Genomic DNA, 24,007 nt, shown 5'->3' on the forward strand with positions numbered 1-24,007 from the left:
GCGACGCGATGAGCGGTTTCCTGGGTTCGGTCTGGTGGATGATCGTCAGCCTCGGGCTGCTCGTGACTTTCCATGAGTACGGGCACTACTGGGTGGCCCGGCGCAGCGGCGTCAAGGTCTTGCGCTTCTCCGTCGGCTTCGGCAAGCCGCTGTGGTCGCGGCGCGGCCGCGACGGCACCGAATACGTGATCGCCGCCCTGCCCTTGGGCGGCTACGTGAAGATGCTCGACGAGCGGGAAGGCGAAGTCGCCCCGGGCGAGGCCGACCAGGCCTTCAACCGGCAGCCGGTGTGGCGCCGGATCGCCATCGTCGCCGCCGGGCCATTGGCCAACCTCCTGCTGTGCGTGGCCTTGTTATGGACGATGTTCGTGGTCGGCAGGCCGGACTTCGAACCCGTCGTCGGGCACGCCGAGGGGATCGCCGAAGCGTCCGGCCTGCAGCGCGGCGACACCGTGCTGGCCGTCGACGGCCGTCCCACGCCCACCTGGAGCGAGGCGGCGATGGCGCTGGCGACGACGGCCATCGACCGGCGCGACATCGACGTCCGCGTCCGCGACGCCAATGGCAACCAGGCCACCCGCCGCCTCGGTCTTTCCGGCCTCCCCGTCGACTACGACCAGCGGCGGGCGATCGCGCTGATGGGCCTGACGCCGCGGCACCACCTGCTTCCGCCGGTCGTTGGCGGCATCCAGTCGGGCTTGCCGGCCTGGGGCGTGCTGGCGGAGGGCGACCGCGTCACCGCCATCGATGGCACGCCGGTGCGTTCCTTCGATGAAATCGGCCCCCTGGTCCAGGCATTGGGCGACCGGGGCGACGCGGGGATGATCGAGGTCCAGCGCGACGGGGATCGGCTTGCGCTGGAGATCGCGCCGGTGCGCCACCAACCCGAGGCAGGCGGCGCGTACTGGGCGATCGGCATCTCGCCGGCCAGCGCGCAGATGCCGCCGTACGACGCCCTGCTGCGCCACGGACCCCTGCAGGCCGTGCCGGCCGCGGTGCGCGAAACCGGGCGACTGGCCAGCGATTCGTTCGCCATGATCGGCCGCATGTTCACCGGCCGCGCCTCGGTCGAGAACCTCTCCGGCCCGATCACCATCGCCCGCTACGCCAACGCCTCGGCGGGACTGGGGCTGGCGTGGTTCCTCAGCTTCCTGGCCCTGCTCTCGCTCAGCCTCGCCATCATCAACCTGTTGCCGATCCCGATCTTGGACGGCGGACACCTGTTGTATTACCTTATCGAGTTGGTCAAAGGCAGCCCGTTAAGCGAGCGTGCGATGGTCGCAGGGCAATATATCGGCCTCGCCATGCTCGCCGGCCTGATGGGCCTTGCGTTCTACAACGACATCCTCCTATTGCTGCGCTGATGCCTGCCGCAACCCGCCCGCCGCACGATCCCGCGGCAGACTGAACCCCGAACGGACGTATTCGATGACGCGACTCCCCACACGCCGCCTGCTCTGCCTCGCCCTCGCTACGGCCATCGCCGGCCCTGCATGGACCCAGGAGGCTCCGGGGACGGCGACCGCGGAGTCGCCGGCTGCGCAGCCCACGGCCGGATCGCCGGCTGACGCCAGCTTCACCGTCAGCGATATCCGGATCGACGGCCTGCAGCGCATCGGTGCCGGCACGGTCTTCACCTACCTGCCCATCGAGCGCGGCGACACCGTCGACCAGGCCCGGGTCGGCGAGGCCATCCGCGCGCTGTACCGGACTGGCTTCTTCGAGGACGTCCGGGTCGGCCGCCAGGGCACCATCCTCGTGGTGACCGTCACCGAGCGTCCCGCGATCAACAAGCTCACCCTGAGCGGCAACAAGGACATCAAGACCGAGGACCTGACGAAGGGACTGAACGACATCGGCCTGGCCGAAGGCGAGACGTTCGACCGGCTCGCGCTCGACCGGGTGACGCGCGAACTGACGCGGCAGTACAACAACCGGGGCAAGTACAACGTCGAGATCGACCCCACGCTGTCCCGGCTGGACCGTAACCGCGTCGACATCACGATCAACATCAACGAGGGCAAGGCCGCCAAGATCCGCCACATCAACCTGGTGGGGAACGAGGACTTCGAGCAGGACGAGCTGATCGACAGCTGGGAATCGGCGGAAACCAACTGGTTGAGCTGGTACCGGAGCGACGACCAGTATTCGCGGGAAAAGCTGGAAGGCGACCGCGAGAAGCTGCGCAACTTCTACCTGGACCGCGGCTACATCGACTTCAGCGAAGACAGCATGCAGGTCGCGATCAGCCCGGACAAGCGCGACATGTACATCACCGCCGGACTCACGGAAGGCGAAGTGTACGAGGTCTCCAGCGTCGAGCTGACCGGCGACACAGTCCTGCCGAAGGAGGAGCTCGAGAAGCGCGTCCTGCTGCAACCGGGGCAGACCTTCTCGCGCGCACTGCTGGAATTCTCGGCCGACTCGATCACCACGACCCTGGCCAACATCGGCTATGCGTTCGCACAGGTGAACACCATCCCCGAGGTCGACCGCGACAACCGCAAGGTCGCCATCACGCTCCAGGTGGTGCCCGGTCCCCGCGTCAACGTGCGCAGGATCGTGTTCAGGGGCAACACCCGCACGTCCGACGAAGTCATGCGCCGCGAGATGCGCCAGTTCGAGGGCGCTTGGTACTCGCAGGCGGCGATCGACCGGTCCAAGGTACGACTCCAGAGGCTGGGTTTCTTCGAAACGGGCAGCGTCAACGTGGAAACCACGCCGGTCGCGGGCACCACCGACCTGGTCGACGTCGTGTTCGACGTCAAGGAAACAACCTCGGGCAGCTTCGTGTTCGGCCTGGGCTATTCGCAGCTCAGCGGGTTGACCACCTCGATCCAGCTGTCGCAGAACAATTTCCTGGGCAGCGGCAACCGGATTTCCATCGAGGCCCAGCGCAACGTCTACCTGCAGAGGTACGCGTTCTCCTTCCTCAACCCGTACTTCACCGACAACGGCCTGTCGCTCGGCTACAACGTCTGGTGGCGCGAATTCGACAACTCGGAGTTCAACACCGCGCGGTACTCCACGACCAGCGCCGCGGCGCAGACGATCCTCGGCCTGCCGATCACGGAGAACGACACCGTGACCGCGGTGTTCGGCATCGACCGCAACCAGATCTTCGCCTTCGACGGCGTTTCGCCCCAGTCCATCGTCGATTACATCGACGCATTCGACACCCGCACCTTCCATGCCTGGCGGGGCGAGCTGGCGTGGGCACGCGACACCAGGAACGATTTCCTCCAGCCCACGCGCGGCACCCTGCAACGCGTGTCCGCCGAGGTCTCCCTGCCCGGCTCCACCGCCCAGTACTACAAGCTCAACTACGAGTTTTCCAAATACTGGCCGTTGTCTCGCAGGTTCGTCCTCAACACGCGCGCCGAGATCGGGTACGGCGACAGTTACGGCGACGACGTGGTCCGCGACGTGTGCTTCAGCAACCCCGTGCCGCTGGACCACGACAACGATCCGACCACGCCCGACATCCTGGTCCCGGGCCCGGCCCCGAGCGATCCTTGCGACACCACCTCGCCGGATTACATCAGGACCATCACCGCGACCGGCCTGCCGTTCTTCGAGAACTTCTACGCTGGCGGATCCCGTTCCGTCCGCGGCTTCCGGGACAACACCCTGGGTCCACGCGAGGCGGCTTCGAACAGCGCCTTCCTGCAGCCCATCGGCGGTGCGCTCAAGACGGTGGGGTCGGTGGAAATGTTCTTCCCGACGCTGCTCGATTCACCGGCCGCCCGTGTTTCCGCATTCGTCGATTTCGGAAACGTGTACCGCGACCTGGACAGCTTCGACGCCGGCGAGATGCGCGCGTCTGCTGGCGTGTCGTTGCTTTGGCGCGCCCCGGTCGGTCCGATCACGATCAGTTACGCGTTCCCGTTGCGCAAGGAAGACTCCGACGAGATCGAGCGCCTGCAGTTCAGTTTCGGCGGCGCATTCTAGCGCCGACTGCCGGCAGCCCTGTCGATGAGCGGAGCGGCCATCACCGCTGGGGAGTTGTCCGAACGCTTCGGACTCGCGCTTTCGGGCGACCCCGGAGCCGTGGTCAGCGGGGTCGGGACGCTCGCCGCTGCCGGCGAGGGCGACTTGAGCTTCCTCTCCAATCCCCGCTACCGCGACCAACTGCGCCGGACGGGCGCGGGCGTCGTGGTCATGCGCGAGGCGGACGCCGAGGGATTCGAAGGCACCGCGCTGGTCGCCGCCGATCCCTACGTGGCGTTCGCCCGGATCGCCGCGCTGTTCGATCCTCCCGCCGCGTTGCAGCCAGGCATCCATCGCAGCGCCGTGGTCGATCCGGGCGCCGTCGTGGATCCGCGCGCCGAGATCGGTCCGTTCGTCTCTGTCGGCGCGCGTACGCGCATCGAGGCCGGCGCGCGCCTGGGGCCGGGTTGCGTCATCGGCGAGGATTGCGTCGTTGGCGAGGGCTGCGAGCTGGTGGCACGCGTCACGCTGGTCAAGCGCGTCCGCCTCGGCAAGCGCGTGGTGGTCCATCCCGGGGCCGTGCTCGGCGCAGACGGTTTCGGCCTGGCGCTGGATCGCTCCGGGGATGGCGAACCCCACTGGATCAAGGTCCCGCAACGAGGCGGCGTGCTCATCGGCGATGACTGCGAGATCGGCGCCAACACCAGCATCGATCGCGGCGCCATCGAAGACACCATCCTCGAGCACGACGTCCGCCTGGACAACCAGATCCAGATCGGCCACAACGCGCGGATCGGCGCGCACACCGCGATGGCGGGGTGCGCAGCGGTCGCGGGTAGCGCCGAGATCGGTCGCTACTGCCTCGTCGGCGGCGGGGCGGGCGTGCTCGGGCACCTGCGCATCTGCGATCATGTCACCATCAACGCGATGGCCCTGGTCACCAGCTCGATCGACCAGCCCGGGGAGTACTCTTCCGGGACGCCACTGATGGAAACCCGTCGCTGGCGCAAGAGCGCCGCACGATTCAAGCAACTCGACTCGCTGGCGCGCAGGATCGCCGGCAGCCAGGAGGAATGATGCCCGACCCCGTGTCCCTGCCGATCGACGTCACCGAGATCCAGCGGCTGCTGCCGCACCGCTATCCGTTCCTGCTCATCGACCGGGTCACGGAATTCGAGGCGCACAAGCGCATCCTCGCGTACAAGAACGTGACCATCAACGAGGAGTTCTTCCAGGGCCATTTCCCGCGCCAACCAGTTATGCCCGGCGTGCTGGTGATCGAGGCGCTGGCGCAGGCAGGCGGCGTGCTGACGCAGCTTTCGCACGGCGGCCACGCCCATGCGGGCCTGTATTACCTGGTCAAGATCGACAATGCCAAGTTCTCGCGCATGGTCGTGCCCGGGGACCGGCTCGAGCTCGAGATCATCGTCAAGCGCGAGATCCGCAACATGACCCTCTACCTCGGCACAGCGCGCGTCGACGGCCAGCAGGTCGCCTGCGCCGAGATCCTGTGCGCGGAAGTCAAGGGCTGAACGCAGTGGAGGCGTCGATCCACGCCACCGCCGTGGTCGATCCTTCGGCGCGGATCGGCGATGGCGTGTCGATCGGTGCGTTCACGGTGGTGGGGCCAGAGGTCGAGGTCGGATCCGGCACCAGCATCGGTCCCCACTGCAGCCTCTCCGGGCCGATGCGCATCGGTACCGGCAACAGGATCGCGGGGCATGCGGCGATCGGCGGCGACCCGCAGGACAAGAAGTACGGCGGCGAGCGGGTCGAGCTGGAGATCGGCGACCGCAACAACATCCGAGAGTTCGTCACCATCAATCGCGGCACCGGCAGCGGCGGCGGCGTCACCCGCATCGGCAGCGACAACTGGTTGCTCGCCTACACGCACGTCGCCCACGACTGCCGCATCGGAGACCATTGCGTCTTCTCCAACAACGCGACCCTGGCCGGCCACGTCGAGGTCGGCGACCACGTCATCCTGAGCGGGTTCGTCGGCATCCACCAGTTCTGCCGCATCGGCGACCATGCGTTCATCGGCATGGGCGCCTTCGTCAACGGGGACGTGCCCCCCTTCGTCATGGTCGCGCAGGACGGGTACGGGCGGCCTCGCGGGATCAACAGCGAAGGCCTGAAGCGGCGGGGTTTCGACAAGGATCGCATCGCGGCGATCCGCCGCGCCTACCGCGCCCTCTACATGTCCGGCGCCAACCTGGACGAGGCCACACGGAAGCTTGCCGACCAGGCCGGTGACAGCGACGACGTGCGCCGCTTCCTGGAGTTCATCCAGGGCGGCGACCGTCCCTTGTTGCGATGAGCGGCGGACACGCGGATCCGGCCGGCACGCCTGTCCGGATCGCGTTATGCGCGGGAGAGGCCTCGGGCGACCAGCTTGGTGCAGGCCTGGTCGAGGCGCTGCGGCAGCGATTCCCAAGCGCCAGTTTCGCCGGCATCGGCGGGGACGCCATGCGAGCGGCAGGGATGCGGGCCTGGTTCGACGCTTCCGAACTGGCGGTGATGGGCCTGAGCGAGGTGCTGTCGCACCTGCCCCGGCTACTGCAGTTGCGCCGCGCGTTGCGCGACAGGTTGCTCGCCTGGCAACCCGACGTCTTCATCGGCATCGACGCGCCTGATTTCAACCTGGGACTGGAGCGGCAGCTGAAACGCCGCGGGATGCGAACCGTGCATTACGTCAGCCCGTCCATCTGGGCCTGGCGCCAGGGCCGTGCCGCGAGCATCGGGCGCGCCGCCGACCTCGTCCTCTGCCTCTTTCCCATGGAGCCGCCGATCTACGCCCGGCACGGCGTGGATGCACGGTTCGTGGGCCATCCCATGGCCGATGCGATGCCGCTTGAACCCGATCGCGCCGGCGCGCGCCGACGACTCGGCCTGGGCGAGAACGAGGCCGTCCTCGCCCTCCTGCCGGGATCGCGACTCGGGGAAATCGGGCGACTGGGCGAGCCTTTCCTGGATGCCGCGGCGCTCGTCGCGCGGGAGATCCCCGACCTGAAAATCCTCATCCCGGCCGCGAATGCGCCTTGCAGGCAGGCAATCGATGCCCTGCTAGCAACCAATTCCTGGCCGGTAGGTCGCGTGGAGGTTTTGGATGGGCAGTCGGCCACCGCGCTCGCCGCCGCCGACGTGGTCCTGCTGGCTTCCGGCACGGCCACCTTGGAAGCCATGCTGTCCAAGCGCCCGATGGTGGTTGGTTACCGGATCGCCGCCAGCACGCATGCCCTCGTCAAGGGCCTGGGCATGCTCAAGGTGGGGCAGTTCGCGCTGCCCAACGTCCTGGCCGGCGCGCCCCTGGTGCCGGAGCTGATGCAGGATGACTGCACGCCGCGACGGCTCGCCGATGCCGTGCTGGACTGGTTCCGGGCGCCGGGACGCGTCGCGGCCTTGCAGCCGGAGTTCCGGCGCATCCATCTGTCACTGCGACAGGATGCCTCCGCACGGGCCGCGGACGCCGTTGCCGGGCTCATCGCTAGGACACCATGAGTTGCCTGCCGGACCATGACCGCATCGCCGGCGTTGACGAAGCCGGCCGTGGCCCCCTGGCGGGACCCGTGGTGGTGGCCGCCGTGATCCTGCACCCAGGGCGGCCGGTTGAGGGGCTGGGCGACTCCAAGCGGCTTTCGCGAGCCAGGCGTGAAGCGCTGTACCCGCGCATCGTCGCCAGCGCGATCGCATGGCATGTCGAATTCGTCGAGGCGGACGAAATCGACGCCCTCAACATCCTCCAGGCGACCCTGATGGGCATGCGCCGGGCGCTGGATGCGCTGTCGCCCCGCGCGACCCACGCACGCATCGACGGCAACCGCCTCCCCGCCGAACTGCCCTGCCCGGCCACTGCCATGATCGGTGGCGATGGCCTCGACCAGGCCATCATGGCGGCATCCATCCTCGCCAAGGTGTCACGCGACCGCCACATGCTTGCCTTGCATGCCCTTTATCCCGGCTACGGATTCGACCGCCACAAGGGGTATCCCTGCGCTGCGCACCTCGCAGCGCTGTCCAGGCTTGGACCCTGCCCCCAACACAGGCGCAGCTTCGCCCCCGTGCGGCTTGCGTGCGAGGGTCGCCCCGCGGCCGTCGGCCGAGGGCAGGGCCCGTGACCGGTCAACGGGGATCGATGATGATCTCGGGGTCGAGCTCCTTGCCGTTGGCGAGGACCGAATAGGCGTAGCTGCCCCGGACGCCACCTGCCATGATCGCGGCCTTGCTCCTGTCCCGCTGGAACGAGGAAACGATCCTTCCCTGTCCGTTTTCCGCCGGGCTGGCCGCCTTGAAGGCGATTTCGAAGGGCGTCCGGCTACCGTCCGGCCCCCGCCACGTGATCCTGGCACCCGGGTGGACCCTGCATCGCGCGGGATCCACGACCGGCATGCCGGACCCGTCGTAGGCTACCTGGAGGTAGACCTCGCCGGCGCGTGGACGGGCCTCTCCACACAGCTGGCCGTCCTCGTTCGGCGCGGCGCTCGCATGGCCCGGAGGGACCGCGCCGACCGCCGCCGGCTTGACCGATTCCATCGCCGGGCAGCCTGCGAGTCCCAGCCCGATGGCGACTGCGGCCAGTGTACGAATGCATCTCCTCGCCTTCATGTTCCTTTCCTCCTGCCGCGCGCCTGGCGCGAAAGATCGACGCGCGCCTGGAGGCGCCGGCGTTGCGATGGACCCCCACCTCATTGCCCACGTGATCCGGTGCCGGCAACGGCCAGCCGTTGCAGGACCGGCTGGGCCCGGATCCTGTCCTCGTTGATTCCTTCGCGGCGCGCACGGGCCAGGCGCGCACTCGCGGCGGGCCAATCTTCGAGCCGTGCAAGCGCCTGCGCTGCCCAGAGCGACACCTCCCCGCGCTCCAGGTCCAGGGCCTCCGCACGGGCGATGTAGGCGCGGGCCTCGCCGGCTTCCCCCAGGTTCGCGTGGTACCACGCCAACTCGACCAGGGCGACCGCGGCGTCCGGCTTGACCTCGACGTAGGCTTCCATCTTTTCGATCGCCCGTTTGTAGGCAGCGGTGGCAGCCTCGGCATTCCCACCCTGCGCCGACAACGCATCGCCCAGGTTGCCCCAGATGACCGCGTTGTCCGGATCGAGCTTCGCGGCGCGCCGGTACAGGCCCGCGGCTTCGGCGTAGTCGCCGGCGTTGTACTGCAAGGTGCCGAGGTTGCTCAAGGCGCCCACGCTGGGGCTGATCTGGATCGACCGCTGGAAGGCGTCCGCCGCCTCGCGCTCCTGGCCATTGGCGAGCAGCGCGCCTCCCAGCGCGTTCCACGCGCGCGCATCCTGTGGACGCAGGGCCACCGCCTCACGGAACGCCGCGATGGCCTGCAGGTAACCCCCATTGAGGTAGTGCTGGTAGCCGATCGCGTAATGGATGTTGCCGTCGCGCGGCGTCAGCCGCCGTGCGCGTTCGAAGTAATCGAGCGCAAGCGCGTGGCGGCCGTTCGCGCCATGCGCCCTGGCGATGCCCATGTAGGCATCGACCGCCAACGACGGGTCGACAAGCGCCTTGCTGTACTGCTCGATGGCCTTCGCCGTCTCGCCGCGCATGCGCTGCAGGTCGCCGAGGGCGAGGCTCACCTCCAGCAGGTCCGGCGCCATCCCGAGCGCGCGATCGCAGGCGGTCTCCGCCCGCTCGAAGGCGCTTGCATCCCGGGCGGCGGCGAAGCGGTCGATTTCCGCGCGGCAAAGGCTGGCTTGCGCCCGCGCGAATTTCGGATCGGCCTCGAGCGCGGCATTGAAGAAGGACACCGCCCGCGAAAGATGATCGCTGCGGCCAGACTCCCACAGGCTGTCCAGGCCCTTGAGGTAGGACTCGTACGCGGCGATGTTGTCGGTGGGCGCCAGGCGCCTGGACAATGATTCAGGCCCGCCTGGCAGCACCCCGAGCAGTTCCTTCACCACGCGGCCGGCGATTTCTCCCTGCATGCTGAAGACGTCGGACATCTCGCGGTTGTAGCTCTCGGTCCACAGGACGAAACCGGTCCGGGTGTCGGACAGCTGGGCATTGATCCGGACCTTGTCGCCCTCGCGGCGGACGCTGGCGTCCAGAACGGTGGCCACGCCAAGCTGCTCGCCCAGTGACTTGACGTCCTGGTTGCGCACCTCGCCATCGGGCGGCAACTGCGCCGCGACGGTGAGCCCCGGCACGCCCGTCAAGGCGTCATGCATCTCCACCGCAAGGCCCTGCGCGAAATAGCGGTCCTGCGGATCGTCGCTCAGGCTGGTGAAGGGCAGGACGGCGATCGAAGCCTCTGGACGCGCGGCTCCGGCGGGCTCCCACCTTGAGGACAGCACCGCAGCCGCCAGCGCCGAAACCAGGAGCAGAAGCAGGACCAGTCCCTGCACGCGCCGTGCAGGCTTGCGCGATCCAGCATTCCCGGCGTCACCGGCCTTGGCGTCGCCTGCCCGCCGGCGGCGTTCCGGAGCGGGCGCGGGCGGCTGCACGGGTGCCGGCTGCGTTTCCTGCGGAGCGATCCGCTCGACGTCGCAGACGAATCGATATCCGAGACTGTGCAGCGTCTGGATGTAGCGAGGATGCTCGGCGTCGTCCCCCAGCACCTTGCGCAACTGCGCGATGACGCGATTCAGGACATTCGGCGTGACATGGCGATGGCCCCACACCCGGTCGAGGAGTTCGTCCCGCTCCAGCGCCACGCCAGCGTTCTCCAGCAGCACCGCGAGCACCGCGAACGCCTTCGGTTCCAGGTTCAGTTCCTCGCCGTCGCGCGTGACCTGGTGTGCGGCGAGATCGACCTGTACGTCATCGAAGCGATAGACCGTTGATTCCATCATCGCGGCACCGAGCGTGGGCCGGATTCATGGTACGCCCTGACCGCCTCTGTCGCGTATTCAGGTGGAAAATCACCAAAGACAGCAACTCATCATCACTTCATCACGCTTTCCACCCACGCGCATCAAGCCTTTCACGGCGGCCTGGGGGACGCTGGCAGTGCGCGGAATCGCCGCGCCCAACTTTCCCACCGGGAGTACGACATGAACGCCAACCTGAACATCGCCACCCAGCCGCTGCCCCTGCTTGCCTCCACACCGGGCATGCCCCATCGCCGCCACCGCGTGGCCGGCATCGAACTCGCCAACGGCTCCCTGCGTCGCTTCCGCGAGGTCGCGTCCTCGCTGCAAACGGACCAGTGCGCGCCGGACGTGGACGCGATCGCGTGCGCGGCCCGCAACCTGACCTGCCAGTTCAGCGGCATGCGCCGCGCCCCCGCCATCAGTGTCCGGATGCGGGCCTTGCGCGCCTTGCGCGCCATGGCTTCGGAACCCGCATGGGACATGGCCCCCGCCCAGCAGCGGCAGATCGCCCTGATCTCGGACTATGCCGCGAACGAAGACCGCCTCGTGCCGGACGCGACGCCGGTCATCGGGGGGCTCGACGAGGCCGTGCTGGTCGACCTGGCCTGGCCATCGGTCCGCTTCGAGCTCGACGACTACCTCGATTTCCGCCGCCTGCGGGCCGAGGAAGCCGCCATGCGCGGGCGGAACCCCCACGACATCCGCTTCGACCGGCAGGACTGGATTCAGGCCAAGGCCGCCGAACGCGCCTGGCGCGCGCATGTGTCCGGTCGGGGCTGTTCCAGTTACCTGGACCGCGCCGCGGCACCCGTGTTCCAGATCCATTGAGCGTGCGGGGACCCGGCCCGGGCTGCCGCCGGCGGCCCGGGCCGGCCGTTGCAGGCACACGCCGCGCCTGATTCTTCCAGCGCTTTCGCCTCCCCCCGGCACGCACCGGAAAGGCCTTCTTCCCGGACACGCCGAATCGGCCTGTCAAGCCTTGTCGGGCACTGGCCAGCGCCCTACTCTGGCCATTACCTCACACGAGCAGTTGCCGCAGCCATCCATGGCGCTTCGATGCCGCCGCCGACCGTCCAGGCCGTCCGCCGCCTGGCCGGTCCACGGGGGACGAAGCAGGTGCCGGGACGGGATCGGCCAGGCTGCGCATCCATGCCGACACGCTTCATCCACCTGAGCCTGCACAGCGAGTATTCGCTTGCCGACTCCACCATCCGGATCAAGGAACTCGTCGCGCGCAGCGAGGCGCATGGCCAGCCCGCGGTGGCGATCACCGACCGCAACAACCTGTTCGCCCTGGTCAAGTTCCACCGCGCCGCCGAGGCGGCCGGCATCAAGCCGATCACCGGTGCGGACATCTCGCTCGCCGAAGGGGACGAGCCGCCGACCCAGCTCACCCTGCTCTGCCGCGACCGCGACGGTTACCTGGCGCTCTCGCGGCTGCTGACCCGCGCGTGGATGGAGGGCCAGCGCCATGACGGCGTGGTCGTCCGGCCGCACTGGTTGCAGGAGGCGCACCAGGGCCTGTTCGCCATCGCCGGCCGCAACAGCCATGCCGGCCGGCTTGCGCACGACGGCCGCCACGACTTGGCCGAACAATGGCTGGCGGACTGGCAGGCGACCTTCGACGGGCGCTTGCACCTGCAGGTCACCCGTTGCGGCTTCGAGGACGAAGCCGCCTTCAACACGTTCGCCCTGCACGCCGCGTCCAGCCGCGGCATCCCCCTGGTCGCCGGCAACGAAGTGCGCTTCCTCGACGCCGATGGCTACGCCGCCCACGAGGCCAGGGCCTGCATCGCCTCGGGGCGCGTGCTGGACGACCCGCGCCGCCCGCGGCCCTACACCGACCAGCAATACCTCAAGTCCTCCGACGAGATGGAAGCGCTGTTCCCCGACCTGCCGGATGCGCTGGAGAACACCGTCGCGCTGGCGCGCTGTTGCAACTTCGAGCTGCGGTTGGGCAAGACCTACCTGCCCGCCTTCCCCGTGCCGGACGACCACACCCTGGAGAGCTGGATCCGCAAGGCTGCGCGCGACGGACTCGCGCAACGGCTGGCGCAGCACCCGCCACCGCCGGAACACGGCGTGTCGCCCTACGAGGCGCGCCTGGAAAGCGAGCTGGACGTCATCATCGCGATGGGGTTCCCGGGCTATTTCCTGATCGTGGCGGACTTCATCAACTGGGCGAAGGACCAGGGCATCCCCGTGGGTCCGGGTCGCGGGTCCGGTGCCGGCTCGCTGGTGGCTTGGGCCATGGGCATCACCGACCTCGACCCCCTGCCCTACGACCTGCTGTTCGAGCGCTTCCTCAATCCCGAGCGCGTCTCCCTGCCCGACTTCGACATCGACTTCTGCATGGATCGCCGCGACGAGGTGATCGACTACGTGGCCGGCAAGTACGGGCGCGACCGGGTCAGCCAGATCATCACCTACGGCACGATGGCCGCGAAGGCCGTGGTGCGCGACGCCGGGCGCGTGCTCGGTTATCCGTACGGTTTCGTCGACGGCATCGCGAAGCTGGTGCCGATGACCCTGGGGGTGAACCTCAGCGACGCCCTGGGGCGCAGCGAGCGATCGCAGGGCAACGACAACTGGCGCTCCGAGGAACTGGTCCAGCGCTATGCAAGCGAGGACGACGTCCGCGACCTCATCGACCTCGCCCTGCAACTGGAGAACCTGACCCGGAACGCGGGCAAGCACGCGGGCGGCGTGGTCATCGCGCCCTCGCCTCTGTCCGACTTCTGCCCGCTGTTCGCCGAACACGATGGACAGGGTGGTGGCCACCATCCGGTGACCCAGTTCGACAAGGACGACGTGGAAGCGGTCGGGCTGGTCAAGTTCGACTTCCTGGGCCTGCGCACGCTGACCATCATCGACTGGGCGGTGAAGGCCATCAATGCGCGGCGCGATTCGGCGGGCGAAACGCCCCTGGACATTTCCGCGCTGCCGCTCGACGACGCCGCCACCTACGAACTGTTCGCTCGGGGCGAAACCGTGGCCGTCTTCCAGTTCGAGTCGCGCGGCATGCGTGAGCTGCTCAAGCGCGCCAGGCCGGACCGGTTCGAGGACATCATCGCGCTGGCGGCGCTGTTCCGCCCCGGGCCATTGGGCTCGGGCATGGACCGGGAATGGGTGGACCGCAAGCACGGCCATACCGAGGTCAGCTATCCGCACCCTGCCCTGGCGCCGGTGCTTTCGCCCACCTACGGCGTCATCGTCTACCAGGAACAGGTGATGCAGATCGCCCAGGTCCTGGCCGGCTATTCGCTGGGGGGCGCCGACCTGTTGCGCCGCGCGATGGGCAAGAAGAAGGCCGAGGAAATGGCCAAGGAGCGCGCGAAGTTCGAGAAGGGCGCGTCCGCGCGCGGCGTCGACCCCAAGGTCGCCACGCAGATCTTCGACCTGATGGAGAAGTTCGCCGAGTACGGCTTCAACAAGTCGCATTCGGCGGCCTACGCCCTGGTGGCCTACCAGACGGCGTGGCTGAAGACGCACCACCCGGCCGAGTTCATGGCGGCGGTGCTGTCCTCGGACATGGACAACACCGACAAGGTCGTGATGTTCCTCGAGGAAGCCCGCGCGCTGGGGTTGACCGTGCTGCCGCCCGACGTCAACGCGTCGGCCTACATGTTCGAGGCCATCGACGGGCAGACCCTCCGCTATGGCCTGGGTGCGGTCAAGGGCGTCGGCCAGGGCGCCTGCGAGGCGATCGTGGGCAACCGCAAGGCCGAAGGCGGCTATGCCGACCTCCTGGATTTCTGCCGGCGCGTGGAATCCTCGAAGTTGAACCGGCGCTCGCTCGAGGCGCTGGTCAACTCCGGTGCGCTTGATGCACTCGGACGCAACCGCGCCTCGCTGATGCTGCAGCTGCCCGAAGTCCTCAAGGCGACCGAACAGCTGGCGCGCGAACGCGACGCCGGGCAGGTGTCGTTGTTCGGGGGCTTCGCCGAGCCCGAGGCCGAGGCCCGGATCGAGCTGCCGGAAGCCGAGGAGTGGCCGCTGGCGCAAAAGCTCGCCGGCGAGCGGGAGACGCTCGGCCATTACCTCAGCGGGCATCCGCTCGACCCGCACCGGGAGGAACTCACCGCGCTGGTCGGGCACGACCTCGGACAGCTCGATGCGCTCTGGGAGCGCGCCGCCACCGGCGGACGCCCGCAGGAGGGCCGCAGCTGGCGGGCGGAAACGACGGTCGTCGTCGCCGGCCAGGTGATGGGCGTGCGCAAGCGTGGCGACTCGCAGGCCTTCGTCCAGCTGGAGGACGGACGGGGCAGGCTCGAGTGCGCCTTCTTCGCGGAGGCCTGGTTCGAGCACGCCGCACTGCTCACGCGCGACCGCATCATCATCGTCGAGGGCGGGCTGCGCGAAGACGAGTTCACGGGCGGGTTCTCGCTGCGGGCCCGGCGCTGCTGGGACTTCCAGCAGGTCTGCCCGCAGAGTGCGCGGCAGCTGGCGCTGCGGCTGGACCTGGGCGTGGAGGACGTCCTGCCCCGGGTCGAGTCGCTGCTGGACCGGCATCGTCCCGGCAGCACGCCCTTGCGCTTCGACCTCCTGCTCCCCGATGGCGCGGCCGGCACGCTGGATCTCAACGGGTCCCGGTCCGTCCGCGTCGACGCCACGCTGGTCGACAGCCTGCGTGCGCAACCCGGCGTGCGGGCGGTCAAGGTCGCGATGGGGGACCGCCCCTGGGCGAACTAGGCACCCGGGGCCCGGGGCGCCCCCCGGGCCGGTTCCGCTAGACTGGCGGCTTTCCGTGGCCGAAGCCATCGATGAATCCGAACTACCTCGACTTCGAACAACCCATCGCCGACCTCGAGGCGAAGATCCAGGACCTGCGCCAGGCCAGCACCGGGCCGGCGGTCAACATCGACGCCGAAGTGCATGCGCTGCAGGACAAGCTCCGCCAGCGGACCGCTCACATCTTCCGCGACCTGTCCCCGTGGCAGGTGTCGCAGCTGGCGCGGCATCCGGCGCGCCCCTACACGAACGACTACATCCGGGTGATCTGCGACGAGTTCCAGGAACTCGCCGGCGACCGCGCCTACGCCGACGACGCCGCCATCGTCGGCGGGCTGGGTCGCATCGACGGCCGCAGCGTGATGATCATCGGCCACCAGAAGGGCCGGGACACCAAGGCCAAGGTCCGCCGCAACTTCGGCATGCCGCGTCCCGAGGGCTATCGCAAGGCGCTGCGCCTGATGAAGATGGCCGAGCGTTTCCGCCTGCCGTTGCTGACCTTCATCGACACGCCCGGCGCCTACCCCGGCATCGGCGCGGAGGAGCGCGGGCAATCGGAAGCCATCGCGCGCAACCTGCTGGAGATGGCGGAGCTGCGGACTCCCATAGTTTGCACGGTGATCGGCGAGGGCGGATCCGGCGGCGCGCTGGCGATCGGGGTTGGCGACCGGACACTGATGCTGGAATACAGCACCTACTCCGTCATTTCGCCCGAGGGCTGCGCCTCGATCCTGTGGAAGTCCGCCGACAAGGCCAAGGACGCGGCCGAACAACTCGGGCTGACGGCCCGGCGCCTGCGCGAACTCGGCCTGGTCGACAAGATGATCCGCGAACCGATCGGTGGCGCGCACCGCAACCCGCGCCAAACCGCCATCCGCCTCAAGGCGGTGCTGCTCAACGAACTCGATGCGCTGCAGACCTTGCCGCTGGATGACCTGCTGCAGAAACGCTACCAGCGCCTGCGCGGCTACGGGGCCTACGAGGCGGCGTGACCGCCGCCTGACCCAGGCATCTTCCCTCGCTTCGCCGCGACCCGGCGGAGTGCCACCCGGATCCGTCCGGCGCGTCGGCGTGGCAACATCGGCGCATGGCCGAGGAACCCGCGTCGATCCCCCTCCCCGCCCTGCCATGGGACCGTCGACCCGGCGCGCTGCACGTCGGCTACAGCGGCGGGCTGGATTCCACGGTCCTGTTGCACCTGCTGCATGCGCGGCAGGCCGAGCATGGGCTCGAAGTGCGGGCCATCCACGTCCACCATGGGTTGCACCCCGATGCGGATGCCTGGAGCGCGCACTGCCGCCAGCAGTGCGACGCGCTGGGCTTCGGCTTGCGCATCGTCCGGGTACACGTCGAGGAAGCTGGCGGAACCGGCCGCGAAGCGGCGGCGCGCGACGCCCGCATGGCGGCGTTCGCCGCCGGCATGCGCCAGGACGACGTGTTGGCGCTCGCCCACCATCGCGACGACCAGGCGGAAACCTTCCTGCTGCGCGCGTTGCGCGCCAGTGGCGTGGACGGCCTCGGCGCGATGAGGGCCTGGCGGCCGTTCGCCGACGGCTGGCTGTGGCGGCCCTTGCTGGATGTCCCGCGCGAGGACGTCCTCGCCTATGCGCGTACCCGGGACTTGGCCTGGATCGAGGACCCGAGCAACCTCGACGAGTCGCTGGACCGCAATTTCCTGCGCCATCGGGTCCTGCCCCTGCTCCGCCAGCGTTGGCCTCGCGCCGGACGTGCGCTCGCCGACAGCGCCGCACTCGCCGGCACGGCCGCTTCGCTGCTGTCGGGAGAGGACCACGCGGCGCTGGGGACCGTGGCAGGTGACGTGCCCGACGCCCTCTCGGTACCCGCGTTGGCGGCGCTCCCCGCCGCGCGCCGAGCGCGCGTGCTGCGCGCGTGGGTCGAGCGCCGCGGACTCCCCGCGCTCCCTGCCAACGGGGTGGCACGCATCGAGTCGGACCTGCTGGCAGCCGCGCCGGACGGCCAGGCCGAATTCCTCTGGCAAGGCGCCTTCATCCGGCATTGGCGCGGTCAGCTGCACGCAGGCCGCGTGCATCCGCCCCTGCCGCCCACCTGGCGCGTTCCTTGGGATGGCCGCACTCCCCTGCACTTGCCCGGCGGCGGCGCACTGCGCCTTGAGCCCACCGATGCCGGCGGATTCGACGAGCCGATCCAGGTCCACGCGCGGCAGGGTGGCGAGTCCATCCGGCTGCCGGGGCGCGCGCACCGGCATGCACTCAAGCAGGTGCTGCAGGACATGGACCTGCCGCCATGGCAGCGGAAGCAGATGCCGCTGGTCTCCGATGGCCAGGGCGTGCTGCTGGCGGCCGGGGACATTGCGCTCTCCGAAGACTTCGACCGCTGGCTGCAGGCCCGCGGCGCCAAGTTGCGCTGGGTGCGGGCCAGCTGACATCGACGATGGCTTAAACTCCACGCATGCCACGCAAAGCCGCCACCCCCAAGGATTCCTCGCCCGTCGCCGACTTCGAGGCCTCGCTGGATGCCCTCGAAACACTGGTGGAAAAGATGGAACACGGCGAGATGACCCTCGAGGAATCGCTGGCCGCCTACGAACGCGGCGTCGGCCTGTACCGCCGCTGCCAACAGGCGCTCGAACAGGCCGAACTCCGGGTCAAGCTGCTGACCGACCCGGATCGCCCTGACACCGCGCGGGACTTCCCGGACGTGCCGTCCGACGGCGATGCCTGATTCGCTCCGGCCGCGGGCCGCCGCCGCGGAGCGCATCGAAGCCTGGCGCGGACGCATCGACGGCGTGCTCGAGCGCGCATTGACACGCCAGCCAGCCGCCGAGTCGCGCCTGCAGCTCGCGATGCGGCACGCCGTCCTGCTCGGTGGCAAGCGCATGCGGCCGCTGCTGGTCTATGCGACGGGGACCGCCTTCGGTGCCCCGGCCTCGAGCCTCGACGCGCCGGCCGCTGCAGTCGAACTGGTGCACGCCTATTCGCTGGTCCACGATGACCTGCCCGCCATGGACGACGACGCGCTGCGTCGCGGAAAACCCACCGTGCACGTCGCGTTCGACGAGGCCACGGCGATCCTGGCCGGTGATGCGCTGCAGTCGCTTGCGTTCGCCGTGCTCGCCGACGCGGACGCCGACGCCACGGTCCGCGTCGACATGCTGCGCGAACTTGCCGATGCCGCGGGCGCGTGGGGCATGTGCGGCGGCCAGGCACTCGATCTCGCCGCGACCAGCGGAAGAGAAAGGGGTCAAGGGGAAACTTCACGTAAACGGTCTCGCGACCAGGACGGGCCATTGCGCGAAACCCCCGCCGATCCCGTTTCTTCCCCACCCGCGGAGTCCCCCGCGGAACCCCTTCCGTCCATCGGCTCGCTCGAGCAGCTGCACGCACTGAAGACCGGGGCCCTGCTGCGTGCCTCGGTCCGCCTGGGTGCGATCGCTGCCGGCGTTGAACCAGCCATGCGGGAGCGCCTGGATGCGTTCGCCGGCGCCCTCGGCCTCGCCTTCCAGATCCGCGACGACCTGCTCGATGTCGAGGGCAACGACACCAGCCTCGGCAAGACCGCGGGCAAGGACGCCGCGCAGGGCAAGGCGACGTTCGCCACCGTCATCGGTGCAGATGCTTCGCGGGAGCGGCTCGCGGCACTGGCCGCCGCCATGCGCAATGCGCTGGCGCCCCTGGGCGAACGCGGCGAGACGCTGGCCTTCCTGGGTGAACGCGCCATCGACCGCAGCCACTAGGGCGGCGGACCACGCTGGCGGCGGCGGCTAGCCGATCAGGCGCAGCGTCAGCGGATAGCGGTAATCCTCGCCATTCCAGGCCTTGACCATCGCGATGATGCTGCATACGAGCCAGAGCACGGCGATCGCCGCGATCGCGAGGACCAGGGCCAGCCCCGCCGGCAGGGTCACGATCAGGCCGATGCCCAGCGTGAGGATCGTGGCGCCGACCAGGGCGACGCCGGCCGCCACCGCGAGGCAGGCATAGATGAACATGCTGAGGTTGAAATTGAGCGCCTCGCTGGCGTGGCGGGCGACGAATGCCGAGTCGTCGCGCTTGAGCAGGTAGATCGCGCCGGCGCCGAGCACGCCTGCGAAACCGACCACCCAGCTGGTCAGCAGCGCCAGCACCAGCGCTGCGAGGTGCGCCAGCGCCGCCCACTGGCGTTCGCTGGCATTCGGGGACGTGACGCTGATCGGCGCCGTGCTGGTCTGTTCCATCGCAATGCTCCCGCCGGAACCCCTCCGGCCTGCCCTCGATATTGGGGCCGCGGCCGTCGACTGCAACCCAACCGATGGCCTACGGTCCGGGCGCTGGCCCCCGCCCGGGCGCGCCTCCGGGCAGCGCGCACGCGTGGCGCGATGCCCGGAGGCCTTCCGCTGCCGGGGTGTTACTTCACCAGGCGCAGCGTGAACGGATAACGGTAGGCGACGCCTTCGTTGGCCTTCATCGACGCAATGATCGTCAGCACGATCCAGGCCACGCCGATCACGATCCAGGCAGGGATCGCGATCACCATGCCGATCCCCAGGGTGAGGATGGACAGCAGCAGCAGCGCCAGGAAGGCGATCGCCACCGTGATGTTGAAGTTCAGCGCCTCCTTGCCCTGGTCGTCGACGAAAGGCATCTCGTCCTTCTTCAGCAGCCAGATCACCAGAGGGCCGACGAAGCAGCCGATGCTCCCGGCCCAGCCCGTGGTGATGATGCCGCCGATCAGGGCCGAGAGGTGGGCGAACATCGCCATCTGCCGCGCCTGCGCCGGGATACCGGCGGAAGCCGGACCATCCGCCAAAGGTGTCCCGGCCTCGTTGTCCCGCGTGTCGTCGCTCATGGTCATCTCCCCTTCCCGCTATCCAGTCGATGGTTCGGATCGCCCCCTGGCGCGACCAGCATAACGTGGCGCGCCAGGGACCGCGCCGCCGGCTGCCAGCCGCGGGCCGAGCTTGGCAGTGAGGCGGGGCGAGCTGCGTGGTCGCCTTCCAGCGGCGCTTGCGGTGCGGGAACGACGCAGGCCGGCTAGCCCGAAGCCACCGTCATCCGTCCAACGCGCATCGAGCCGCACAGGATGTGCGAGCGCGGGTCGACGTCGCTGCCCACCGCTTCGATCCCCTGGAACATCGCCCTCAGGTTCCCGGCGATGGTGATCCCGTCCACCGGGTGGGCGATGCGGCCGCCCTCGATCCAGAAGCCACTGGCGCCACGCGAATAATCGCCGGTGACCGTGTTCACCCCCTGCCCCATCAACTGCGTGACGAGCAGGCCGCGCTCCACGCCCGCGACCAGCGCAGGGAGGTCACCGGCGTTGGCTGCGACTTCCAGGTTGTGGACCCCGCCGGCATTGCCGGTGCTGTGGAGGCCGAGTTTCCGCGCCGAGTAACTGCCGAGCACGTAGCGCCGCAGCACGCCTCCGTCGACCAGGGCGGACTCGGTCGTCGCCACGCCCTCCGCGTCGAACGCCGCCGAGCGGAGGCCCCGCGGCAGGAACGGGCGCTCAATGATCGAGAACCACTCCGGGAACAGTTGGGTGCCGGCGGCGTCGAGCAGGAAACTGGCACGCCGGTAGAGGGCGCCGCCGGACACGGCGCCGAGCAGGTGCCCGACCAGGGTGCGTGCCATGTCGGGGGCGAAGACCACGGGATAGGTGCCGGTCGCCACCGGCCCGGGGTCCAGCCGCGCGGTCGCGCGCTGCGCCGCTTGCCGGCCGATCGCCGCGGGCGCCTCCATGTCGCCGGCGGCCACCACCAGGCTGTACCACCCGTCGCGCTGCATGCCTTCGCCCTTGCCCGCGATCAGCGCGCACCCCAGGCTGTGCCGCGTCCCGCGCTCGCCGCCGACGAAGCCGTGCGAGTTGGCGTACACCGACAGCGACTCGCTGTTGCCGACCGAGGCACCGTCGCTGTTGGTGATCCGTGCATCACTGTCTCGACCCGCCTGCTCGCAGGCCAGCGCCAGGTCGATCGCCTGCGCCGGGTCCAGCGGCCAGGGGTGCCAGCCGTCGAAATCCGGCCAGCGGCCATCGCCCGGGAGCCGCGCCATGCGATCAGCGTCGGCCAGGCCCGCGGCGGGGTCCTCTTCCGTGTAGCGCGCGATCGAACAGGCCTGCTCCACGGTGGCGTGCAGGCTGGACTCGCGCAGGTCGCCCGAACTCGCACTGCCCTTTTTTTGCCCGATGTAGACCGTGACCCCGATCCCGCGGTCCCGCGTCGACTCCACGGTTTCGACGCTGCCAAGGCGCACGCCGACGTTGAGCCCGCGGTCCTCGGAACACGATACCTCGGCCTGTGTGGCGCCCTGGGCGCGGCAGCGGTCCAGGAGCCTTTGCGCGATGCCGGCAAGTTGTTCGAGCCGCGCTTGCGAGTCGTCCGCGGCGGCAAGGCTGATTTCGTTCAATAGCTTATCCTGTGGGGGTTTCGCTCCCCCGCTTGCGGGGAGCATCGTGTTTCGGGAAGGGAACGGCATGCGCGGACGCGACGAAGACAGCGGCGAATTCCTCGGACCCAGCCGCAGCCAGCAACGGCGCGAAGCGCTCGACGTGCTGGCCCTGGCGCAACGCCTGGTCGCCCTCGATGCCGGCCGCCTGGCGAAGCTGCCGCTGCCCGACGCCCTGATGGCGCAGGTGCAGGAGACGCAACGGATCGGATCGCACATCGCGCGCAAGCGGCAGATGGCGTTCCTGGCCAAGCAAATGCGGCGGGAGGACGACGAGACCCTGGACCTGCTTCGCGACGCCCTCGATGCCGGTGGCGAGGCCGCGAGGCAGGAGACGGCCATGCTGCACCGCGTCGAGGCCTGGCGCGAGCGCTTGCTCGCCGATGGCGACCAGGCACTGGCGGAACTGCTCGACGCGTTCCCGCAGGCCGACCGCCAACGCATCCGGCAACTGGCGCGCCGCGCCGGCGAGGAGAGCGACAAGGGAAAACCGCCGCGCAGCTATCGCGAGCTGTACCGGGAGCTTCGCGGCCTGCTCGACACCGCCGACGACTGAAGGGACCCTCGCCAAGCCCAGGCAGCCGGCAGCACCGATACCGCGTGCGGCCGGCGTGGCGAAGGCGTCGGCAGCCACCGCCATCACGCGCGCGTACCGCCCACGGTGATGCCGTCGATGAGCAACGACGGCTGGCCGACGCCCACCGGCACGCTCTGCCCGTCCTTGCCGCAGATGCCGACGCCGTCGTCCAGCGCCATGTCGTTGCCGACCATCCGGACCTGCTGCATCGTTTCCGGACCACTGCCGATCAGCGTTGCGCCCTTGACCGGCGCGGTGACCTTGCCGTCCTCGATCAGGTAGGCCTCGGTGGCCGAGAAGACATACTTGCCGCTGGTGATGTCGACCTGCCCGCCGCCGAAGTTCACCGCGTACAGGCCCTTCTTGACCGAGCGGATCATCTCCTCGGGGTCGTGCGGCCCGGCGAGCATGTAGGTGTTGGTCATGCGCGGCATTACCAGGTGCGCATAGGACTCGCGGCGGCCGTTGCCGGTGGGCGCCACGCCCATCAGGCGTGCGTTGTGGGTGTCCTGCATGTAGCCGACCAGCACGCCGTCCTCGATCAGCGTGGTGCAGCGCGTGGGCGTGCCTTCGTCGTCGATGTTGAGCGAGCCGCGGCGTCCATCGAGCGTCCCGTCATCGACGATCGTGACCCCGGGCGACGCGACGCGCTGGCCCATGCGGCCGGCGTAGGTCGAGGTGCCCTTGCGGTTGAAGTCGCCTTCCAGGCCATGTCCCACCGCCTCGTGCAGCAGTACGCCCGGCCAACCGGCTCCCAGCACGACCGGCATCCGGCCGGCGGGGGCGTCGATGGCCTCCAGGTTGACCAGCGCCTGCCTGAGGGCTTCGCGCGCGAAGCGCTCGGGCTGGCCGTCGCCCAGCAGGGTCTCGTAGGCGTAACGCCCGCCGTACCCGGCATAACCGGTCTCGCGGCGGCCGCCCTGCTCCACGATCACCTGCACGTTCAGCCGCACCAGGGGCCGCACGTCGCCTGCCAGGACGCCGTCGCTGCGCGCGACCAGGATGGTGTCCACGCCGCCAGACAGGCTCACCATCACCTGCTGCACGCGGGGATCGGCCGCGCGCAGCATGGCGTCGATCCGCCGCAGGACGTCCACCTTCTCCGCGTTGCCCAGCGCGTCGATGGGATCGCTAGCCGGGTACAGCGAGCGCCCGCCACCGGCCACGAGTGCGCTGGGCACCTTGGCCTGCCCGTCGCGTGCGATCGCGCTGGCCGAACGCGAAGCGGCCAGCAAGGCTTCGTGGTCGATGTCGTCCGAGTACGCGAAGCCGGTCTTCTCGCCACTGATCGCGCGCACGCCGACGCCCTGCTCAATCGAATGCGATCCGTCCTTGACGATGCCGTCCTCCATCGACCAGCTTTCGCGGCGCGCGTGCTGGAAGTAGAGGTCGCCGAAGTCGATCCCGGGACCGAGCAGCGTACCGAAGGCGCGCTCCAGCCCGCGGCTGTCGAGCCCGGCAGGCAGCAACAGGCGCGACTGGGCGAGTTCTAGCGACTGGCTCATGCGGTTGGGTCCTCGTGATTCGATCCAGTGAGACAGGCC

At 69.3% G+C, this 24,007-nt stretch carries 19 protein-coding genes and 1 pseudogene; 14 read left to right on the forward strand and 6 right to left on the reverse strand.

The genetic code is table 11. The features are described 5' to 3' along the window. Nucleotides 1-8 precede the first annotated feature (8 nt). The 7 genes from rseP (at nucleotide 9) to ABD970_RS09370 (ending at nucleotide 8,048) form a co-directional block, all read left to right on the forward strand. A complete protein-coding gene (gene rseP / locus ABD970_RS09340) occupies nucleotides 9-1,364 on the forward strand; it encodes an RIP metalloprotease RseP (protein WP_345295204.1) in 1,356 nt (451 codons plus the stop codon). 64 nt (nucleotides 1,365-1,428) lie between these two features. Next, nucleotides 1,429-3,951: an outer membrane protein assembly factor BamA gene (bamA, locus tag ABD970_RS09345; RefSeq protein WP_345295205.1), complete on the forward strand. Its 2,523-nt coding sequence runs from the start codon at nucleotides 1,429-1,431 to the stop codon at nucleotides 3,949-3,951. A 24-nt stretch (nucleotides 3,952-3,975) separates the two neighbouring features. Continuing rightward, nucleotides 3,976-5,007, forward strand: coding sequence for a UDP-3-O-(3-hydroxymyristoyl)glucosamine N-acyltransferase (gene lpxD, locus ABD970_RS09350; protein ID WP_345295206.1), 1,032 nt, complete (start codon nucleotides 3,976-3,978; stop codon nucleotides 5,005-5,007). Then, nucleotides 5,007-5,462, forward strand: coding sequence for a 3-hydroxyacyl-ACP dehydratase FabZ (gene fabZ / locus ABD970_RS09355; RefSeq protein ID WP_345295207.1), 456 nt, complete (start codon nucleotides 5,007-5,009; stop codon nucleotides 5,460-5,462). The genes lpxD and fabZ overlap by 1 nt, the downstream gene beginning before the upstream one ends. After that, complete coding sequence (gene lpxA / locus ABD970_RS09360; protein ID WP_345295703.1) at nucleotides 5,459-6,250, forward strand: acyl-ACP--UDP-N-acetylglucosamine O-acyltransferase; 792 nt, start codon at nucleotides 5,459-5,461, stop codon at nucleotides 6,248-6,250. Before fabZ ends, lpxA begins: the two co-directional genes overlap by 4 nt. After that, entirely contained in the window at nucleotides 6,247-7,431 is a 1,185-nt protein-coding gene (gene lpxB / locus ABD970_RS09365; RefSeq protein WP_345295208.1) for a lipid-A-disaccharide synthase, read from the forward strand. The genes lpxA and lpxB overlap by 4 nt, the downstream gene beginning before the upstream one ends. Further along, the gene (locus ABD970_RS09370) at nucleotides 7,428-8,048 is read left to right on the forward strand and encodes a ribonuclease HII (protein ID WP_345295209.1); all 621 of its coding nucleotides are present in this window, start codon (nucleotides 7,428-7,430) and stop codon (nucleotides 8,046-8,048) included. Before lpxB ends, ABD970_RS09370 begins: the two co-directional genes overlap by 4 nt. Nucleotides 8,049-8,052: 4 nt before the next feature. On the opposite strand, the gene ABD970_RS09375 is transcribed toward ABD970_RS09370, so the two are convergent. Both ABD970_RS09375 and ABD970_RS09380 read right to left on the reverse strand, forming a co-directional pair. Next, on the reverse strand, nucleotides 8,053-8,535 hold the full coding sequence (locus tag ABD970_RS09375; protein WP_345295210.1) for a hypothetical protein: 483 nt from the start codon (nucleotides 8,533-8,535) through the stop codon (nucleotides 8,053-8,055). 80 nt (nucleotides 8,536-8,615) lie between these two features. Beyond that, on the reverse strand, nucleotides 8,616-10,730 hold the full coding sequence (locus ABD970_RS09380) for a tetratricopeptide repeat protein (protein ID WP_345295211.1): 2,115 nt from the start codon (nucleotides 10,728-10,730) through the stop codon (nucleotides 8,616-8,618). 201 nt (nucleotides 10,731-10,931) lie between these two features. Here ABD970_RS09380 and ABD970_RS09385 point away from each other — a divergent pair, with 201 nt between their 5' ends. The 6 genes and pseudogenes from ABD970_RS09385 to ABD970_RS09410 all read left to right on the forward strand — a co-directional run. Continuing rightward, nucleotides 10,932-11,579 carry a YkvA family protein gene (locus tag ABD970_RS09385; RefSeq protein ID WP_345295212.1) on the forward strand — a complete coding sequence of 216 codons (648 nt, stop codon included), beginning with the start codon at nucleotides 10,932-10,934 and terminating at the stop codon, nucleotides 11,577-11,579. A 321-nt stretch (nucleotides 11,580-11,900) separates the two neighbouring features. Beyond that, a complete protein-coding gene (dnaE, locus tag ABD970_RS09390) occupies nucleotides 11,901-15,443 on the forward strand; it encodes a DNA polymerase III subunit alpha (protein ID WP_345295213.1) in 3,543 nt (1,180 codons plus the stop codon). Nucleotides 15,444-15,514: 71 nt separating this feature from the next. Then, nucleotides 15,515-16,474: an acetyl-CoA carboxylase carboxyltransferase subunit alpha gene (locus ABD970_RS09395; protein WP_345295214.1), complete on the forward strand. Its 960-nt coding sequence runs from the start codon at nucleotides 15,515-15,517 to the stop codon at nucleotides 16,472-16,474. 95 nt (nucleotides 16,475-16,569) lie between these two features. After that, nucleotides 16,570-17,886 carry a tRNA lysidine(34) synthetase TilS gene (gene tilS / locus ABD970_RS09400; RefSeq protein WP_345295215.1) on the forward strand — a complete coding sequence of 439 codons (1,317 nt, stop codon included), beginning with the start codon at nucleotides 16,570-16,572 and terminating at the stop codon, nucleotides 17,884-17,886. Nucleotides 17,887-17,912: 26 nt separating this feature from the next. After that, on the forward strand, nucleotides 17,913-18,185 hold the full coding sequence (locus tag ABD970_RS09405; RefSeq protein WP_345295216.1) for an exodeoxyribonuclease VII small subunit: 273 nt from the start codon (nucleotides 17,913-17,915) through the stop codon (nucleotides 18,183-18,185). Between the two features lie 97 nt (nucleotides 18,186-18,282). Further along, nucleotides 18,283-19,197: pseudogene (locus tag ABD970_RS09410) on the forward strand (polyprenyl synthetase family protein); the annotation flags it as partial. A gap of 27 nt (nucleotides 19,198-19,224) precedes the next feature. Here the strand turns inward: ABD970_RS09410 and ABD970_RS09415 are convergent. The 3 genes from ABD970_RS09415 to pmbA all read right to left on the reverse strand — a co-directional run bounded on the left by ABD970_RS09415 (nucleotide 19,225) and on the right by pmbA (nucleotide 21,847). Continuing rightward, entirely contained in the window at nucleotides 19,225-19,677 is a 453-nt protein-coding gene (locus tag ABD970_RS09415; protein WP_345295218.1) for a DUF4870 domain-containing protein, read from the reverse strand. 170 nt (nucleotides 19,678-19,847) lie between these two features. Then, complete coding sequence (locus tag ABD970_RS09420) at nucleotides 19,848-20,195, reverse strand: DUF4870 domain-containing protein (RefSeq protein ID WP_345295704.1); 348 nt, start codon at nucleotides 20,193-20,195, stop codon at nucleotides 19,848-19,850. Nucleotides 20,196-20,473: 278 nt separating this feature from the next. Then, nucleotides 20,474-21,847: a metalloprotease PmbA gene (pmbA, locus tag ABD970_RS09425; protein WP_425563076.1), complete on the reverse strand. Its 1,374-nt coding sequence runs from the start codon at nucleotides 21,845-21,847 to the stop codon at nucleotides 20,474-20,476. Nucleotides 21,848-21,914: 67 nt separating this feature from the next. On the opposite strand from pmbA, the gene yjgA reads away from it, so the two are divergent. Next, the gene (gene yjgA / locus ABD970_RS09430; RefSeq protein WP_345295220.1) at nucleotides 21,915-22,442 is read left to right on the forward strand and encodes a ribosome biogenesis factor YjgA; all 528 of its coding nucleotides are present in this window, start codon (nucleotides 21,915-21,917) and stop codon (nucleotides 22,440-22,442) included. An 83-nt stretch (nucleotides 22,443-22,525) separates the two neighbouring features. On the opposite strand, the gene tldD is transcribed toward yjgA, so the two are convergent. Beyond that, on the reverse strand, nucleotides 22,526-23,968 hold the full coding sequence (gene tldD, locus ABD970_RS09435) for a metalloprotease TldD (protein ID WP_345295221.1): 1,443 nt from the start codon (nucleotides 23,966-23,968) through the stop codon (nucleotides 22,526-22,528). Nucleotides 23,969-24,007 lie beyond the last annotated feature (39 nt).

It is taken from the genome of Luteimonas vadosa (assembly GCF_039543545.1).
GTDB classification, from domain to species: Bacteria; Pseudomonadota; Gammaproteobacteria; order Xanthomonadales; family Xanthomonadaceae; genus Luteimonas; species Luteimonas vadosa.

Bases quoted from the DNA above. Each gene is read 5' to 3' on its own strand.
- ABD970_RS09405 (WP_345295216.1), top strand. From the start codon at position 17,913: ATGCCACGCAAAGCCGCCACCCCCAAGGATTCCTCGCCCGTCGCCGAC.
- rseP (WP_345295204.1), top strand. From the start codon at position 9: ATGAGCGGTTTCCTGGGTTCGGTCTGGTGGATGATCGTCAGCCTCGGG.
- bamA (WP_345295205.1), top strand. From the start codon at position 1,429: ATGACGCGACTCCCCACACGCCGCCTGCTCTGCCTCGCCCTCGCTACG.
- ABD970_RS09380 (WP_345295211.1), bottom strand. From the start codon at position 10,730: ATGATGGAATCAACGGTCTATCGCTTCGATGACGTACAGGTCGATCTC.
- tldD (WP_345295221.1), bottom strand. From the start codon at position 23,968: ATGAGCCAGTCGCTAGAACTCGCCCAGTCGCGCCTGTTGCTGCCTGCC.
- ABD970_RS09370 (WP_345295209.1), top strand. From the start codon at position 7,428: ATGAGTTGCCTGCCGGACCATGACCGCATCGCCGGCGTTGACGAAGCC.
- ABD970_RS09385 (WP_345295212.1), top strand. From the start codon at position 10,932: ATGAACGCCAACCTGAACATCGCCACCCAGCCGCTGCCCCTGCTTGCC.
- fabZ (WP_345295207.1), top strand. From the start codon at position 5,007: ATGCCCGACCCCGTGTCCCTGCCGATCGACGTCACCGAGATCCAGCGG.
- yjgA (WP_345295220.1), top strand. From the start codon at position 21,915: ATGCGCGGACGCGACGAAGACAGCGGCGAATTCCTCGGACCCAGCCGC.
- ABD970_RS09415 (WP_345295218.1), bottom strand. From the start codon at position 19,677: ATGGAACAGACCAGCACGGCGCCGATCAGCGTCACGTCCCCGAATGCC.
- ABD970_RS09420 (WP_345295704.1), bottom strand. From the start codon at position 20,195: ATGTTCGCCCACCTCTCGGCCCTGATCGGCGGCATCATCACCACGGGC.
- lpxD (WP_345295206.1), top strand. From the start codon at position 3,976: ATGAGCGGAGCGGCCATCACCGCTGGGGAGTTGTCCGAACGCTTCGGA.
- lpxB (WP_345295208.1), top strand. From the start codon at position 6,247: ATGAGCGGCGGACACGCGGATCCGGCCGGCACGCCTGTCCGGATCGCG.
- dnaE (WP_345295213.1), top strand. From the start codon at position 11,901: ATGCCGACACGCTTCATCCACCTGAGCCTGCACAGCGAGTATTCGCTT.
- tilS (WP_345295215.1), top strand. From the start codon at position 16,570: ATGGCCGAGGAACCCGCGTCGATCCCCCTCCCCGCCCTGCCATGGGAC.
- ABD970_RS09395 (WP_345295214.1), top strand. From the start codon at position 15,515: ATGAATCCGAACTACCTCGACTTCGAACAACCCATCGCCGACCTCGAG.
- ABD970_RS09375 (WP_345295210.1), bottom strand. From the start codon at position 8,535: ATGAAGGCGAGGAGATGCATTCGTACACTGGCCGCAGTCGCCATCGGG.